Below are 14,238 nucleotides of genomic sequence, written 5' to 3' on the forward strand. Positions count from 1 at the left end.
TTCATCGCTGAAGCGGTTGGGAAAACGATGTCGCCAACTGTGGCGACTGGACTGGCGTCGCGGCGGTGACGACGGTGCCTATCGGCTGTCGGACAACGCCGACTCGTTGCCACTGGCGCATTTCCTCGCCGTGGCGCACGTGTCTCTGGAGGGTGTCGACGAAGAGGGCCAGCAATACCCCGCCGAATACGGCGCCCAGGGCCAGCACCAGCCACAGCGGGGGCATGAGACGGGCCAGGTTGTCGCTCAGGGTCTTCATCACTCGCTCCGTGTGGCTCAATCGCCATGAGCTCACTTTGCGAAAACCCGAAGCCCTGCGCTGCCGGCCGCTTTCGCCAGCAACCGTAGGACAAGCGGCCGGCCTATACCCCGTGTAGGACAGCGCTGATCGCGCACGCCGTTTGCCGTCGCTACGCTTTACTCGTACTCACAACTGATTCGGAGCGCAACATGATTCGCATTGGCATCGTTGACGATCACGCCATCGTGCGTTCCGGCTTGCGCCAGTTCCTCAGCGAGAACGTCGACCTGCGCGTGACAGGCGAGGCCGGCAATGGCCGCGACGCGCTGGAGCTGGCGCGTGGCGGTGAAGTGGACGTGCTGCTGATGGACATCTCCATGCCCGGGCAGAGCGGCGTGGACGCCCTGTCGGCCATCAAGACCCGCTTTCCCGAGCTGCCCATCCTCATCCTCAGCGGCTTCCCGGAGACGCACTACGCCACCGCCCTGCTGCGCCAGGGCGCCAGCGGCTATCTGAACAAGGAATGCGATCCCGAGGAGATCGCCAACGCCATCCGCACCGTGGCGCGGGGCCGGCGCTACATCAGTCCCCAGGTGGCTGAACTGCTGGCCGACGGCGTGGCCGGCGGCGCCTCTGACCGGCCGCTGCACGAGTCACTGTCGGAACGCGAGCTGCAGGTCTTCCTGCGGCTGGCCAAGGGCGAAACAGTGGGTGACATGGCCAAGGCCATGTTCCTCAGCGTCAAGACCGTCAGCACCTACCGCACTCGCGTGCTGGAGAAGATCAAGCTGGAGACCAACAGCGACCTGACCTATTACGCGTTGAAGAACGGGCTGATCCAGTAAATGGCGCCCGGAAATGACAACGGCCCCTGACGGGGCCGTTTGTTCTTGCGTGCCGGCTCGGCTCAGCGGCCGATGTTCAGCGGCGCCACCGAGGAAGCGCGCGACTGGGCAGCAATGCGGCGCTCGAGGTCGGCGTGGTCGATGGCGTCCGACAGATAGCTTTCATCGATGTCGGACTGGGTCTCCAGCGTCAGGGCGCTGCGCAGGGAGGAGAAGAGGTTCTGGATCAGTTCCATTTGGGCTGGGTGGCTCGTGGCCGTTTGCGTTCATCGGGTAAACCCTATTATAGGGTTAACACCATGATTCGCGCAACCCAAGCTTCGTGAACTGCGTCACCCTGGCTCCAGAGCCAGGCCGGCCTGGGTCCAGGCGTCAATGCCGCCGCGCAGCACCTGGGCCTGGTGGCCCCGTTGCTTCAACCAGATGGCGGCGCGCACGGCTGAGGCATCGCCGGGGCAGGCGCAGTAGGTGATGAACACGGCTGCAGGCGGCCAGCCAGCCAGGGCTGCATCACCCAGCGCCCCCATGTCGAGATGCCGGGCGCCGGGAATGCGGTTTTGCAGCGGCATGGTCGGCGAGCAGGCGCGCACGTCGACAAACACGATGTCGCTCCGCTGCTGAGCCAGGGCCAGGGCCTCGGCCGGGCCCAGGCGCTCGAAACGCTCCAGCTCACGGCGAACGCGGGCACGCCGCCACAGCCGCCAGGCCAGGTACAGGCCCAGCGCCACGCCAGCCAGGGCCAGCGCGACGCCGCCCAGATGACTGAGGGCGTGCAGCAGATCGTCGATCTGCTCATGGAAAAGCCGCCCCACCCCGATGGCCACGCCGGCCCACAGCGCCGAGCCGAGCAGGTTCCAGGCGATGAAGCGCGAGGCCGGCATGCCCAGGGCGCCGGCCAGCGGCGGCGCCAGGATGGACAGGCCCGGCACAAACTTGGCGATGACCAGGGTCAGCACGCCGCGGCGGGCGAAGCTGGCCTCGTTCTGGCGCACACAGCTGTCCGGCGAGATCGAGATGCGGCACAGCGTCGCCAGCACGCGCCGACCCAGGCGCTGGCCGGCCCAGAACCACACGCCATTGGCCGCCAGGGCCGCCAGCGTTGCGACGGCAAAGCTTTGCAGCGCAAAGCCGTCCCGCATGGCCGATTCCACGCCCGCCAGCAGCAGCACCGGGGTCGACGGCACGGGAGCGCCCAACTGTTCAAGCAGCACGGCGAGGGCCACGGCCAGCAGGCCGTATTCGGAGAAGAGGTCGTTCAGCATGGTGAGGCTGGCGAGGATAGTCGCAAGCACAACTCCCTGATGTCAGCAGCGCGGGCCGGGCCCTCGTGATGTAGTTGATTACATTACGACATCATGCCCACCGACCTCTGGAGCCAGTTCGACGCCGCGCCGCTGGCATTGACGCTGCGCGTGGCCACGGTCGCGACCCTGCTGGCCCTGCTGCTGGGCGTGGCCCTGGGCTGGGTGTTCGCGCGCACCCGGCTGCCGGGCCGCGGCCTGCTGGAGGCGGTCTGCATGCTGCCCCTGGTGCTGCCGCCCACCGTGCTGGGCTACGGCATCCTGGTGCTGATGGGGCGGCGCAGCGCCCTGGGCGGCTGGCTGCGCGATCACTTCGACTACACCGTCATCTTCAACTGGCATGGCGCCGTCATCGCGTCCACGCTGGTCGCCCTGCCCCTGGTGCTCAAGGGCGCCAGCAGCGCCTTCGCCCAGGTCGACCGCAATCTGGAAGCCGCCGCCCGCACGCTGCGCCAGTCGCGCTGGAGCACCTTCCTGCGCGTGACCCTGCCCTTGGCCTGGCCCGGCATCCTGGCCGGCACCCTGCTGGCGTTTGCCCGCGCCATGGGTGAGTTCGGCGCCTCGCTGATGGTGGCCGGCTCCATCCCCGGCCAGACCCAGACCGCCTCCATGGCCATCTACGACGCCGTCCAGGCCGGCCGCGACGACCTGGCCCTGATGCTGGCCCTCATCGTGTCGGCCGTGTCGGTCGCCGTCCTCGTGCTGTCCAACCGCTATCTGCAACGCACTCCCTCATGAAGCGCGTCCTGATCGCCCTCTGTACCGCCCTGCCCCTGCTCGCATCGGCCCAGCAGCTGACGGTCTCTGCCGCCGCCAGCCTTGCCGATGCCTTCAAGGAGATCGGTCCACGCTTCGAGGCCAGCAAGCCGGGCGCCAGCCTTCGCTTCAACTTCGCCGCCTCGGGCGTGCTGCTGCAGCAGATCGCGCAGGGAGCGCCGGTGGACGTCCTCGTCAGCGCCGACCACGACACCATGAACCGCGGCGCGGACCAGAAGCTCATCGCCACCGGCACACGCCGCGATTTCGCCAGCAACACGCTGGTGCTGGTCGCGCCGCCCGACAGCCCCGTCAAGCGCGTGGACGATCTGAGCCTGCCCACCGTGAAGCGCATCGCCGTCGGCAAGGTCGCCTCCGTGCCGGTGGGCCGTTACATCCAGCAGGCCCTGGGCACGGCACAGCTCTGGTCGGCCCTGAGTCCCAAGCTCGTTTTTGCCGACAACGTGCGCCAGGTGCTGGACTACGTGGCGCGCGGCGAGGTGCAAGCCGGCTTCGTCTACCGCACCGATGCCGAGATCGCCAAGGACAAGGTGCGCGTCGTCGCGACGGTGGGCGGCCACACACCCATCACCTACCCGGCCGCCGTCGTCGCCGACAGCAGGCAGGCCGCGCTGGCGCGAGACTTCGTCGTCTTCCTCGGCAGCGCCGAGGCCCAGGCCATATTGGCCAAATACGGTTTCGGCAAGCCTTGATCGACGTTCGCCTTCAGCTTTCGGTCAGCGACGCGAAGCGCCGCTTCGACCTCGACATCGCGTTCGCCACCGATGCGCCCTTCGTCGCCCTCTACGGCCCCTCGGGCGCCGGCAAGTCGTTGACTCTGCAGGCCATGGCCGGCCTGTTGCCGGTGCAGGCGGGCCATGTGAGGCTGGATGGCCGCGCGCTGCTGGACACGACCGCCGGCATCAACCTGCCGCCCGAGCAACGAGACGTCGGCTATCTCTTCCAGCACTACGCCCTCTTCCCCAACCTCAGCGTGCGCGACAACATCGGCTTCGGCCTGACGAGCTGGCGCCGGCGGCTGACGGCAGACGATGCCGCACGCGTGGACGAGCTGATCGAGTCCTTCGGCCTCACCGCCATGGCGCGCAGCAAACCAGCGACGCTGTCGGGTGGCCAGCAGCAGCGCGTGGCCCTGGCGCGCGCCCTGGCCTGCAACCCCCGGGTGCTGTTGCTGGACGAGCCTTTCGCGGCCCTGCACCCCATGCTGCGCCAGCAGCTGCGCGACGAGTTGCGCGCCGTGCGCGAGCGCTGGGGCATCCCGGCCATCATGATCACCCACGACCTCGATGATGTCGCCGCCCTGGCCAACCGCGCCTATGTCATCGACGGCGGTCGCGTCACCTGCGAAGTCGACCTGGACGCCGGTGCGAGCCACGAGTTGCTCGACGGCGGCGCGCTGCGCCCCGAAGAGCAGCTGCGCCGCGACTTCTTGATAACGCGACTCGCATGAGTTCGGGCGACCATCCGCTGCTGCAGGGCGAGCTGCGCCTGGCCGGTCGGCTGGATGGCCGCTTTTTCGACCTGCTGGCCGCCCTGGCCCTGACCGGCTCGCTGCAGAGGGCCGCACGCGCCGCCGGCTACAGCTACAAGGGCGCCTGGCTGGTGTTGGATGCCGCCACGGCGCTGACGCACTCGCCGCTGGTCGAATCCGCCACCGGCGGCCCGGGGGGTGGCGGCACGCGACTGACGGCCGAGGGCCAGGCCTTGCTCGCCGCCTGGCGGGAACTGCAATCCCGCCATCAGGCCTTCCTGCGTGAACAGGCCGCCTGGCTGCAAACCCAACCCGCGCTCGACGCGCTGCTGAAGAGGATGTCCATGAAGACCACCGCCCGCAACCAGTTCCACGGCCGCATCGCCGGCGTCAACCCGGGCCCGGCCACGACGACGGTGCGCATCACCCTGGACGGCGGCCAGGAGGTCACCGCCTCGCTGACGACCCAGGCCGCCCAGGAGCTGCAGGTGCAGACGGGCAAGGAGGCCCTGGCCCTGGTGAAGTCCAGCGAGGTGGTGCTGGTGACGGACTTCGGCGGCTACCGGCTGTCGGCACGCAACCAGCTCGCGGGCACGGTGTCGCGCCTGCAGCGCGGCGCGGTCTCCAGCCTCGTCGGCCTGACGCTGCCGGGCGGGGCCGTCGTCACGGCCAGCGTCACCAACGATGCCGTCGACGCCCTGGGCCTGGCCGCCGGGCAAGCCGCGACGGCCGTTTTCAAGGCCTATGCCGTCATGCTGGCGGTGCGCGGCGAGCCGGGTCAAGCCGGCTGACGGACCTCGCCCCGGGTCCGTGACCCAGTTCACGGATCTCCAGAAGGCCCACCAAAACGCGGGTGTCGGCCTGCATGACAGCCATTGCGCCCGACGTTTTCACCCGGTGCGGCGCGGCAGGTCGACTTCATAGGGAAACCATTCATTCAAGGGGGCGGCCTGGCCCATCACTTGCATCGCATCTGGCGAATCCCCCCTAGTACTAGGGGTCAACAATCCAAAAAGGTCCATCGCCATGCTGAAGAAAGCCCTCGCCACCGCCGCTCTGCTGCTCGCAGGCTCCGCCGCTCTCGCCGGTCCGGTCGGCAACTACTACGCCTCCGTTAACGGCCAGCGCATCGTGGTCGTGCAAGGCAACAGCATGGTCAACAGCTGGGCCGCCCAAAATGGCTGCGAGTGGTCGATCAACGTCTACAACGACGTGCGCACCAACCCCGCGGGCACCAACTGCGGCGCCGGTGCTCAGTACACGCTGGGCGGCAGCTACGCCGGCGTGAACTATGCCGAGGAAGTCGGCGGCTACCAGGACACCGACGATTCCACGACCGACGGCAGCTTCAACTACACGGTTTCGTACAACACGGGCGCCGTCATCCGCACCGACCGCAACTTCGCCGGCGCGACCACGCTGTTCAATGCGGGTTCGAGCAGCCTGGGCATCACCTACGACGAGACCGACAACTCGCTGTGGATCATCGGCTTCGGCAGCAACCTGCTGCGCCACTACGACATGAGCGGCACCCAGCTGGGCAGCTTCGCGCTGGCCGGCGCCGTGACCGGCGGCCTGGCCCTGGATCACCTCGACCAGACGCTGTGGGTGGTCGACGCCGGCAACACCATGCAGCAATACAGCAAGACCGGCCAGCATCTGCAGACCGGCCTGACCATCGGCTATGTGCTGGGCGGTGAGTTCGATTTCGCGACGGCCAATGTCGGCCGCCTGCCCGAGCCCGCCAGCCTGGGTCTGCTGGGTGTGGCACTGGCCGCCCTCGGCCTGAGCCGCCGCAAGGCCCGCGCGGCCGTCTGAACAAGCACCGGGGGGCGCCTGGACAAGGGAGCTTCGGCTCCCTTGTCCGTTTCTGCGGGTCGGCGGCTTCTTGCAGGGCTGGAACTTCGCCACATCGCCCGAAGTTCCCTAACTCGGCAAGCCAGTGCTTTCCAGACTGTTGGCCCCCCCTCACGCAGGGGGGCTTCAGGACGCTGCCCCACGCCAGTGCCGGCGATTTGCGCACTAGCATTCGCGCCTCATTCGCGCTCACTCGGATAGACAGGGAAGTTCAATGGCCAACGCCGCAATCAAGTCATTCATCCTCGCGGCGGCTTCGGCAGTCGTCCTGGCTGCGCCCGCCGGTGCTGCCACCATCATCCTGCACGACCTCGGCGGCGCCGCCCAGGTGACCGGCACGCAGGCCGAGGTGGGCTTCAGGATCGCCGCCAAGTACTGGGAATCGGTCCTGACCAACAACGCCACGATCGAGCTGAATGTGGGCTACGGTGGGCTGCCGCCGGGCGTGCTGGGCTCGACCGGCTCCAGCCTGACGCAGTTCGTGCCTATCTCTGCGTATTACGGCGCGCTGAACGCCAACAAGACCAGCGCGCTGGACAACCTGGCCGTGGCCAACCTGTCGCCGCTGAATGGCAATGGCGGCGTGTCCGCCCTGGTGCCGTCCTATCTCTCACCGGCAACCAGCACCGGCATCAACGTCGCCGGCGGCACCCGGCTGGCGCCCGACGACGCCATCAACAGCACGCTGGCCCTGACCACGGCCAACGCCAAGGCCCTGGGTGCCAACTTCGGCCCGAACTTCATCGACGGCACCATCCAGTTCTCCAACCAGTTCGCCTTCGACTTCGACCCGACGAACGGCATCCAGGCCGGCAGCTACGACTTCATCGGCGTGGCCATCCACGAGATCGGGCATGCGCTGGGCTTCGTCAGCGGCGCTGACGATTTCGACTACAGCAATGGCTATAGCGGCTCGGTCGATGATGCCTGGTGGAGCTACGGCCTGGACATGTTCCGCTACAGCGCCCCGGGCCAATTGAACTGGGCACCGAACCAGCCGGCCTACTTCTCGTTGGATGGCGGCGCCACGCCCCTGTGGAGCGGCTATTTCTCGACGGGCGAGACCACCGGCGACGGCAACCAGGCCTCGCACTGGAAGGAGCCCAACCAGGCCACGCCGTGCAACAACTTCCTGGGCGTCATGAATCCCTACATCTGCGGCGGCAAGATGGATTCGGTCACCGCGCTGGACCTGGCTGCCTTTGATGCCATCGGCTGGAACGTGAACTTCGACGTGCTGGCCCACCCCGACTACGAGCTGACCACGGCGCAGATCTACGAGCAGTTCGCGACGCCTGAGCCGGCGACCTGGTCGGTGGCCTTGCTGGGCCTGTTTGCTGCCGGGCTGGTCACGCGCCGCCGCAAGCAGCAAGGCTGAGCCCTAGCGCCGCCTTGGCGGATCGCCCCGGTCGCGGCGCGTGCAGAGCACGCCGCCGCGCCGGGGCGATTTCATTGGCCTGTCGAAGACCGAGCCCACCGCGGACCGGTCAGTAGGTCTTGTAAGGCAGGAACTTGCCGCTCATGACGATGCTGACCCGGTCGCCGGCCGGATTGGGCTCGCGCTGCAGGTCCATCTTGAAGTCGATGGCGCTCATGATGCCGTCGCCGAACTCCTCGTGGATGAGCTCCTTGAAGGTCGTGCCGTAGACACTGATCAGCTCGTAGAAGCGGTAGATCAGCGGGTCGGTCGGCACCGATGTGGGCAGGCTGCCCTTGTAGGGCACCACCTTGAGCCACTGGGCCTCGCATTCGCTCAGGTCAAAGAGCCTGGCCAGCGTCGCCGCCTGGGCGTCGTTGAAGGTCATCTGGCCCAGGCAGCCAGCCGTCACCCACTCCTTGGACAGGCCCACGGCTTCGGCCACGTCGGCCCACTTCAGGCCCTTGGCCACCTTGGTGGCGATGATTTTTTCGGTCACGTCGAGGCGGCTCATGCGGGGTCTCCAGGTTGAGTGGCAAACAGTTGCCGCTCATGAGGCCAGCAAGCCCTGTGCCACGCTTGAGTGGTTATCGAATAAGGAAATAAGCAAACTGTCGTTTGGCGAATAAGCGAGTTCGGGCACTCTCGCGGCTTCGTTCATTCGACGGCCCCGCCATGTCCTTCTTCCTGCCCACCCGCCGTGCCGTTCTGGCCCTGCTCGCCGCCTCGGCCGCCCTGCCCGCCTTTGCGTCCGACCCGGCCCTGCTGAACGTCTCGTATGACGTCGCGCGCGAGCTCTACAAGCAGATCAACCCGGCCTTCATCGCCGCGCAGAAGGCCAAGGGCCAGGCCGTCAGCGTCAACCAGAGCCATGGCGGCTCCAGCAAGCAGATCGGCGCCGTCATCGGCGGCCTGGAAGCCGACGTCGTGACGATGAACCAGGCGACCGACGTGGACCAGCTCGCCAGCGCCGGCCTGACGCCGGCCGACTGGCGCAGCCGCTTCCCCAACAACGCAGCGCCCTATTCGTCGACCATGACCTTCCTCGTGCGCAAGGGCAACCCCAAGGGCATCAAGGACTGGAGCGACCTGGCCCGCCCCGGCGTGCAGGTCATCATCCCCAACCCCAAGGTCACCGGCAACGGCCGCTACAGCTATCTGGCCCTCTGGGGCAGCGTCATCGCCAATGGCGGCAGCGAGGCCCAGGCGAAGGAGCTGGTCACCAAGGTGCTGACCAATGTGCCGGTGCTGGACGGCGGCGGCCGCGGCGCCACCACCACCTTCACGCAGCGTGGCATCGGCGATGTGCTGGTCACCTTCGAGGCCGAGGTCGAGTTGATCGAGAACGAGTTCGGCAAGGGCCAGTTCGAGCAGGTCAACCCCAGCATTTCCATCGAGACCGATGCCCCCGTGGCCATCGTCGACAAGGTGGCGGCCAAGAAGGGCACAGCGGCCCTGGCCAAGGCTTACCTCGACTTCCACTGGACGCCGGAAGGCCAGGAAATCATCGCGAAGAACAACTTCCGTCCGCGCGACCCGGCCGTCTTCAAGAAGCACGCCCAGCGCTTCGCCAACATCAAGCTGTTCACCGTCGACCAGACGCTGGGTGGCTGGGCCAAGGTCAGCAAGCAGCACTTCGCGGACGGCGGCACGTTTGACCAGGTGATGGCGAGCATCAAACGCTAGACATGAAGCCCCTCGCCCAGCTTGCCTCGCTGAACGCGGGCAAGTCTGGTCGGTCCCCCGTGGGGACGGCGATGCTTGCGGCGTCGAGCCGCAAGCACATCGCCCGCCGCGGGCCGGCTAGGGAGCGGCCCGGCGCTCGGCCCGCAACGCAGAACCTATAACTTCGACATGGCATCCTTCTCTCTAGGTCGACGACGCGTGCTGCCCGGCTTTGCCCCGACGCTGGGCTTCACGCTGTTCTACCTGTCCCTCATCGTGCTGGTGCCGCTGGCCGCGGTCTTTCTGAAGTCCTCGGGCCATGGCTTCGACGCCTTCTGGGCCGCCGCCACGTCACCGCGCGTGATGGCCTCCTACAAGCTCAGCTTCGGCGCCTCGTTGATCGCCGCCCTCATCAATCTCTTCTTCGGCCTCATCCTGGCCTGGTGCATCGTGCGTTATGAGTTCCCGGGCAAGAAGCTCGTGGATGCGCTGATCGACCTGCCTTTCGCCCTGCCCACCGCCGTGGCCGGCATCGCGCTGACGGCCCTGTACGCGCCCAATGGCTGGGTCGGTTCGATGTTTGCACCCGGCGGCGTGTTCGCGCCGCTGTTCGGCGAGAACGGCACCAAGATCGCCTTCACGCCGCTGGGCGTGCTGCTGGCCCTGATCTTCATCGGCCTGCCCTTCATCGTGCGCACCGTGCAGCCGGTGCTGGAGGACATGGAGACCGAGCTCGAGGAAGCCGCCGCATCGCTGGGCGCCCAGCGCTGGACGACCTTCCGCTATGTGGTGCTGCCGACGCTGACGCCGGCCCTGCTGACCGGCTTTGCGCTGGCCTTCGCGCGCGCCGTTGGCGAATACGGCTCGGTGATCTTCATCGCCGGCAACATCCCCATGGTCAGCGAGATCACGCCGCTGATGATCATCGCCAAGCTGGAGCAGTACGACTATGTGGGCGCCACGGCGATTGCCGCCGTCATGCTGATCGTCAGCTTCGTGCTGCTGCTCATCATCAACGGCCTGCAGGCCTGGAGCAGCAGCCGGGGAACGCGCAAATGAGCACCGCCCTGCACCTCGCCCCGGCGCGCGCCCGCGCCAAATACCAGGACAACCCCGCCACGCGCGAATCCACAGGCGTGCGGCTGACGCTGCTGGTGCTGGGCCTGGGTTTCTTCGCCATCTTCCTGCTGCTGCCGCTGGTGGCCGTCTTCACCGAGGCGCTGCGCAAGGGCTGGGAGCTGTATTTCTCGTCGCTGGCCGACGAAGAGACCTTCTCGGCCATCAAGCTCACGCTGACCGCGGCCTTCATCGCCGTGCCGCTCAATCTCGTGTTCGGCGTCAGCGCCGCCTGGCTGATCGCCAAGCACGAGTTCCGCGGCAAGCAGCTGCTGATCACGCTGATCGACCTGCCCTTCTCGGTTTCGCCCGTCGTCGCCGGCCTGATGTATGTGCTGATCTTCGGCGCCCAGGGCTGGTTCGGGCCCTGGCTGCAGGAGCACGACATCAAGATCATCTTCGCCGTGCCCGGCATCGTGCTGGCGACCGTCTTCGTGACCTTCCCCTTCGTCGCCCGCGAGCTGATCCCGCTGATGCAGGCCCAGGGCAAGGACGAGGAAGAAGCCGCGACGGTGCTCGGCGCCAGCGGCTGGCAGACCTTCCGCCGCGTCACCCTGCCCAATATCAAATGGGGGCTGCTGTACGGCGTCATCCTGTGCAATGCACGCGCCATGGGCGAGTTCGGCGCCGTGTCGGTCGTCTCCGGCCATGTGCGCGGCCTGACCAACACGCTGCCGCTGCATGTCGAGATCCTCTACAACGAATACCAGTTCGCGGCTGCCTTTGCCGTCGCGTCCCTGCTGGCGCTGCTCGCGCTGGTGACGCTGGTGATCAAGCAATTCATCGAGTGGCGTGCCAGCCAGTCGGTTAAGGAAGCGTGATGGGCATCCAGGTTCAGAACATCCACAAAAGCTTCGGCAACTTCACCGCCCTCGGTGACGTGTCGCTGGACTTCCCGCGCGGCGAACTGGTCGCCCTGCTCGGCCCCTCGGGCTGCGGCAAGACGACGCTGCTGCGCATCATCGCGGGCCTAGAGCAGGCCGACAGCGGCCGTGTGCTGCTGGACGGCCAGGACGCCTCTGACACCCATGTGCGCGAGCGCCAGGTGGGCTTCGTCTTCCAGCATTACGCGCTGTTCCGCCACATGACGGTGTTCGACAACGTCGCCTTCGGCCTGCGCGTCAAGCCCAGGAAGCAGCGCCTGCCCGAAGCCGAGATCAGGAAGCGCGTCACCGAACTGCTCAAGCTGGTGCAGCTGGACTGGCTGGGCGACCGCTTCCCACCGCAGCTTTCCGGCGGCCAGCGCCAGCGCATCGCGCTGGCCCGCGCGCTTGCCGTCGAGCCGCGCGTGCTGCTGCTGGACGAACCCTTTGGTGCGCTGGACGCCAAGGTGCGCAAGGAACTGCGCCGCTGGCTGCGCCGCCTGCACGACGAGCTGCACATCACCAGCATCTTCGTCACCCATGACCAGGACGAGGCCCTGGAAGTGGCCGACCGCATCGTGCTGATGGACCATGGCCGCGTCGAGCAGGTCGGCACGCCTCAGGAGGTCTACGAGCGCCCGGCCACGCCCTTCGTCTACGGCTTCCTCGGCGCGGTCAACCGCTTCGTCGGCCAGTCGCGCGGCGGCGTGCTGCACATCGGCGAGCACCAGCTGCCACACGCCGGCGCCCACAACGATGGCGAGGTGCAGGCCTATGCGCGCCCGCATGAGCTGCAGATCCTGACCGACGAGTCCGCGCAGGGCCTGTCGGCGACGGTAGAGCGCGTGCTGTCCTTCGGTGCCAGCGCCCGCGTCGAGCTGATCGGTCCGGACGGCCAACCGCTGGAAGCCGAGCTGACGCGCGACCAGGCCGAGGAGCTGCAGCTGCAGGGCGGCCAGCGCGTCAAGCTCAGCGCGGCCAGGCTCAGCCTGTTCGAGGCCGGCGCCGGTATCTGAGCTTGAACCCCTAACTTGCCGGCCACGCAGCCTCCCCAAGCCTGGGGAGAGCGGCTGGCCGCTCGGCGCAGCCCCGCCTAGTCTTTGGCTCACGGGGGCCACCGCCGGCATGGGCTCCGACCTACCACGACGCCGGCCGGGAGATGCCCATGGCTGGCTTCACCACCGCGCGCCTGTGCGTCGCGCTCATCCTGGTCTGCGTCTGCGCGGCCCCCTCGCTCGCTGCGGCCAAGCCCCAGGCGATGGGCGCCAAGGCCCGCAACGACAGCAAGCCGCTGCGCTTCGATCCCCCCGCCGCCGGCCCGACCCAACCGGGCAACGCCGGCTATGACGCCTGTGTCGACCAGCCCTCACCGGACGGCGCCACCATCGACTGCCAGGCGCTGCAGCGCACTGCCGTCGCCGCCAAGCCCAAGCCGCGACGGCGCTGATATTCGGCACCCGCATGCGCTGCTGAGGATTGCTTCCTTCCCTGCGAGGGGCGGGGTGCACACACTGGTTCCACACCCATCCCCTGGAGCCTCCCGTGAGCATCACCGCCATCAATGTCCGCAACCAGTTCCGCGGCACCATCAAGGAAATCATCGAAGGACCGGTCGTCTCCGAGGTCGACGTCGTCACGCGCAACGGCGACGTCGTCACCTCGGTCATCACGACGCGCTCGGTCAAGGACCTCGGCCTGGAGGTCGGCCGCGAGGTCGTCGCCCTCGTCAAGTCCACCGAGGTGTCCCTGGCCGTGTTCTGAGGGCGACTCCATGCCATACCGCCCACCGCGCGTCCTCATCATTCCGGGCCTGAACGACAGCGGCCCGACGCATTGGCAGACCTGGCTGCAGAGCCAGTACCGCGACGCCCGCCGTGTCACGCAGCGTGACCCGAGCAGGCCGGAGCTGGAGCGCTGGGCCGAACGCATCCAGCGCACGCTGGAGGTGGCCGCGACATCAGACGGACAGGGCGAATGGCTGGCCGTCGCCCACAGCTTCGGCTGCCTGGCCCTGGCCCGCCATCTCGCCGACCACCCGGACTCGCCGGTGCGCGAGGCCCTCTTCGTCGCGCCCGCCGAGCCCGACAAGTTCGGCATCGCCGAATCCCTGCCCCACCAGCGCCTGCCGCGGCGCTCACGCCTGATCGCCAGCAGCACTGACCCTTGGATGAGCGCCGCCAGCGCCGCGCGCTGGGCGCATCGCTGGGGCGCCAGCTACAGCAATCTGGGGCCGGTCGGCCATATCAATGCCGAGGCTGGCTTCGGGCCCTTCCCCATCGCCAAGAGCTGGGTGGAGGCAGCAAGGGCACGGCATGCCGCCGAGCAGCGGCCCAGACATGCGGAGTTCAGGGAGTGGGCGTTCGCGGTCTAGCGTCGGCGGGCATCACCCACTCCGATTCAGCGACGCCATAGGCCCCCTCGGCGCTGGCCAAAGCCTCTTCCAGGGTTTCATGCCACGAGTCCGCGGCATAGCGTCCATCCAGCGACTGATAAGTGAGCAAGAAGTTCTTGTCTCCGTCATCGGTGACCTCAAACCGGAACTCAAGCTCAAGCGCGTTGTCGTCGCGACCAGCCGCTGTTTGGATGCCCGAGGATGCGTACCACGCGGCTTGCGATGCTTGCATAGGACTTCATTGACGTGCTCTGACGAATGAGTTCAGCGTCGCTTCAGGCGGCCCGCTGTGT

General features: G+C 67.6%; 19 protein-coding genes. 14 read left to right on the plus strand and 5 right to left on the minus strand.

Annotation, left to right across the window (positions count from 1 at the left end):
- Nucleotide 1: 1 nt before the first annotated feature.
- Nucleotides 2-259: a hypothetical protein gene (locus tag J2X20_RS03030; protein ID WP_310260662.1), complete on the minus strand. Its 258-nt coding sequence runs from the start codon at nucleotides 257-259 to the stop codon at nucleotides 2-4.
- A gap of 191 nt (nucleotides 260-450) precedes the next feature.
- Here J2X20_RS03030 and J2X20_RS03035 point away from each other — a divergent pair, with 191 nt between their 5' ends.
- Nucleotides 451-1,086, plus strand: coding sequence for a response regulator transcription factor (locus J2X20_RS03035; protein WP_310260665.1), 636 nt, complete (start codon nucleotides 451-453; stop codon nucleotides 1,084-1,086).
- A 62-nt stretch (nucleotides 1,087-1,148) separates the two neighbouring features.
- Here J2X20_RS03035 and J2X20_RS03040 read toward each other — a convergent pair whose 3' ends face one another.
- Nucleotides 1,149-1,322, minus strand: a complete 174-nt coding sequence (locus J2X20_RS03040) for a DUF3563 family protein (RefSeq protein WP_310260667.1) — start codon at nucleotides 1,320-1,322, stop codon at nucleotides 1,149-1,151.
- A gap of 96 nt (nucleotides 1,323-1,418) precedes the next feature.
- Nucleotides 1,419-2,348, minus strand: coding sequence for a VTT domain-containing protein (locus tag J2X20_RS03045; protein ID WP_310260670.1), 930 nt, complete (start codon nucleotides 2,346-2,348; stop codon nucleotides 1,419-1,421).
- A 93-nt stretch (nucleotides 2,349-2,441) separates the two neighbouring features.
- Between J2X20_RS03045 and modB the strand changes: the two genes are divergently transcribed.
- From modB to J2X20_RS03075, 6 genes are all read left to right on the plus strand, one after another.
- The gene (gene modB, locus J2X20_RS03050; RefSeq protein WP_310260673.1) at nucleotides 2,442-3,125 is read left to right on the plus strand and encodes a molybdate ABC transporter permease subunit; all 684 of its coding nucleotides are present in this window, start codon (nucleotides 2,442-2,444) and stop codon (nucleotides 3,123-3,125) included.
- The gene (gene modA / locus J2X20_RS03055; protein ID WP_310260676.1) at nucleotides 3,122-3,856 is read left to right on the plus strand and encodes a molybdate ABC transporter substrate-binding protein; all 735 of its coding nucleotides are present in this window, start codon (nucleotides 3,122-3,124) and stop codon (nucleotides 3,854-3,856) included. The genes modB and modA overlap by 4 nt, the downstream gene beginning before the upstream one ends.
- The gene (locus J2X20_RS03060; RefSeq protein ID WP_310260679.1) at nucleotides 3,853-4,614 is read left to right on the plus strand and encodes an ABC transporter ATP-binding protein; all 762 of its coding nucleotides are present in this window, start codon (nucleotides 3,853-3,855) and stop codon (nucleotides 4,612-4,614) included. The genes modA and J2X20_RS03060 overlap by 4 nt, the downstream gene beginning before the upstream one ends.
- Nucleotides 4,611-5,426, plus strand: coding sequence for a TOBE domain-containing protein (locus tag J2X20_RS03065; protein WP_310260682.1), 816 nt, complete (start codon nucleotides 4,611-4,613; stop codon nucleotides 5,424-5,426). The genes J2X20_RS03060 and J2X20_RS03065 overlap by 4 nt, the downstream gene beginning before the upstream one ends.
- 235 nt (nucleotides 5,427-5,661) lie before the next feature.
- The gene (locus tag J2X20_RS03070; RefSeq protein WP_310260684.1) at nucleotides 5,662-6,453 is read left to right on the plus strand and encodes a PEP-CTERM sorting domain-containing protein; all 792 of its coding nucleotides are present in this window, start codon (nucleotides 5,662-5,664) and stop codon (nucleotides 6,451-6,453) included.
- Between the two features lie 253 nt (nucleotides 6,454-6,706).
- Nucleotides 6,707-7,870 (plus strand): NF038122 family metalloprotease, encoded by a 1,164-nt coding sequence (locus tag J2X20_RS03075; RefSeq protein ID WP_310260687.1) that lies wholly within the window; start codon nucleotides 6,707-6,709, stop codon nucleotides 7,868-7,870.
- Between the two features lie 109 nt (nucleotides 7,871-7,979).
- On the opposite strand, the gene cynS is transcribed toward J2X20_RS03075, so the two are convergent.
- Entirely contained in the window at nucleotides 7,980-8,423 is a 444-nt protein-coding gene (gene cynS, locus J2X20_RS03080; protein WP_310260690.1) for a cyanase, read from the minus strand.
- A gap of 161 nt (nucleotides 8,424-8,584) precedes the next feature.
- On the opposite strand from cynS, the gene J2X20_RS03085 reads away from it, so the two are divergent.
- From J2X20_RS03085 to J2X20_RS03115, 7 genes are all read left to right on the plus strand, one after another.
- The gene (locus J2X20_RS03085; protein ID WP_310260693.1) at nucleotides 8,585-9,595 is read left to right on the plus strand and encodes a sulfate ABC transporter substrate-binding protein; all 1,011 of its coding nucleotides are present in this window, start codon (nucleotides 8,585-8,587) and stop codon (nucleotides 9,593-9,595) included.
- A gap of 168 nt (nucleotides 9,596-9,763) precedes the next feature.
- Nucleotides 9,764-10,633: a sulfate ABC transporter permease subunit CysT gene (gene cysT / locus J2X20_RS03090; protein ID WP_310260696.1), complete on the plus strand. Its 870-nt coding sequence runs from the start codon at nucleotides 9,764-9,766 to the stop codon at nucleotides 10,631-10,633.
- A complete protein-coding gene (cysW, locus tag J2X20_RS03095; RefSeq protein ID WP_310260697.1) occupies nucleotides 10,630-11,511 on the plus strand; it encodes a sulfate ABC transporter permease subunit CysW in 882 nt (293 codons plus the stop codon). Before cysT ends, cysW begins: the two co-directional genes overlap by 4 nt.
- Nucleotides 11,511-12,569, plus strand: coding sequence for a sulfate/molybdate ABC transporter ATP-binding protein (locus J2X20_RS03100; RefSeq protein WP_310260700.1), 1,059 nt, complete (start codon nucleotides 11,511-11,513; stop codon nucleotides 12,567-12,569). Before cysW ends, J2X20_RS03100 begins: the two co-directional genes overlap by 1 nt.
- A gap of 149 nt (nucleotides 12,570-12,718) precedes the next feature.
- A complete protein-coding gene (locus tag J2X20_RS03105; RefSeq protein ID WP_310260703.1) occupies nucleotides 12,719-13,000 on the plus strand; it encodes a hypothetical protein in 282 nt (93 codons plus the stop codon).
- A 95-nt stretch (nucleotides 13,001-13,095) separates the two neighbouring features.
- Nucleotides 13,096-13,314 (plus strand): TOBE domain-containing protein, encoded by a 219-nt coding sequence (locus tag J2X20_RS03110; protein ID WP_310260706.1) that lies wholly within the window; start codon nucleotides 13,096-13,098, stop codon nucleotides 13,312-13,314.
- Nucleotides 13,315-13,324: 10 nt separating this feature from the next.
- On the plus strand, nucleotides 13,325-13,924 hold the full coding sequence (locus J2X20_RS03115; RefSeq protein ID WP_310260708.1) for an RBBP9/YdeN family alpha/beta hydrolase: 600 nt from the start codon (nucleotides 13,325-13,327) through the stop codon (nucleotides 13,922-13,924).
- Here J2X20_RS03115 and J2X20_RS03120 read toward each other — a convergent pair.
- Nucleotides 13,899-14,177, minus strand: coding sequence for a hypothetical protein (locus J2X20_RS03120; protein WP_310260712.1), 279 nt, complete (start codon nucleotides 14,175-14,177; stop codon nucleotides 13,899-13,901). The genes J2X20_RS03115 and J2X20_RS03120 overlap by 26 nt on opposite strands.
- Between the last annotated feature and the right edge of the window lie 61 nt (nucleotides 14,178-14,238).

The organism is Roseateles saccharophilus (assembly GCF_031458095.1).
Classification (GTDB): domain Bacteria; phylum Pseudomonadota; class Gammaproteobacteria; order Burkholderiales; family Burkholderiaceae_C; genus Pelomonas; species Pelomonas saccharophila_A.

Coding starts and splice junctions, on each gene's coding strand:
- J2X20_RS03030 (WP_310260662.1), bottom strand. CDS start 259: ATGAAGACCCTGAGCGACAACCTGGCCCGTCTCATGCCCCCGCTGTGG.
- J2X20_RS03035 (WP_310260665.1), top strand. CDS start 451: ATGATTCGCATTGGCATCGTTGACGATCACGCCATCGTGCGTTCCGGC.
- J2X20_RS03040 (WP_310260667.1), bottom strand. CDS start 1,322: ATGGAACTGATCCAGAACCTCTTCTCCTCCCTGCGCAGCGCCCTGACG.
- J2X20_RS03045 (WP_310260670.1), bottom strand. CDS start 2,348: ATGCTGAACGACCTCTTCTCCGAATACGGCCTGCTGGCCGTGGCCCTC.
- modB (WP_310260673.1), top strand. CDS start 2,442: ATGCCCACCGACCTCTGGAGCCAGTTCGACGCCGCGCCGCTGGCATTG.
- modA (WP_310260676.1), top strand. CDS start 3,122: ATGAAGCGCGTCCTGATCGCCCTCTGTACCGCCCTGCCCCTGCTCGCA.
- J2X20_RS03065 (WP_310260682.1), top strand. CDS start 4,611: ATGAGTTCGGGCGACCATCCGCTGCTGCAGGGCGAGCTGCGCCTGGCC.
- J2X20_RS03070 (WP_310260684.1), top strand. CDS start 5,662: ATGCTGAAGAAAGCCCTCGCCACCGCCGCTCTGCTGCTCGCAGGCTCC.
- J2X20_RS03075 (WP_310260687.1), top strand. CDS start 6,707: ATGGCCAACGCCGCAATCAAGTCATTCATCCTCGCGGCGGCTTCGGCA.
- cynS (WP_310260690.1), bottom strand. CDS start 8,423: ATGAGCCGCCTCGACGTGACCGAAAAAATCATCGCCACCAAGGTGGCC.
- J2X20_RS03085 (WP_310260693.1), top strand. CDS start 8,585: ATGTCCTTCTTCCTGCCCACCCGCCGTGCCGTTCTGGCCCTGCTCGCC.
- cysT (WP_310260696.1), top strand. CDS start 9,764: ATGGCATCCTTCTCTCTAGGTCGACGACGCGTGCTGCCCGGCTTTGCC.
- cysW (WP_310260697.1), top strand. CDS start 10,630: ATGAGCACCGCCCTGCACCTCGCCCCGGCGCGCGCCCGCGCCAAATAC.
- J2X20_RS03100 (WP_310260700.1), top strand. CDS start 11,511: ATGGGCATCCAGGTTCAGAACATCCACAAAAGCTTCGGCAACTTCACC.
- J2X20_RS03105 (WP_310260703.1), top strand. CDS start 12,719: ATGGCTGGCTTCACCACCGCGCGCCTGTGCGTCGCGCTCATCCTGGTC.
- J2X20_RS03115 (WP_310260708.1), top strand. CDS start 13,325: ATGCCATACCGCCCACCGCGCGTCCTCATCATTCCGGGCCTGAACGAC.
- J2X20_RS03120 (WP_310260712.1), bottom strand. CDS start 14,177: ATGCAAGCATCGCAAGCCGCGTGGTACGCATCCTCGGGCATCCAAACA.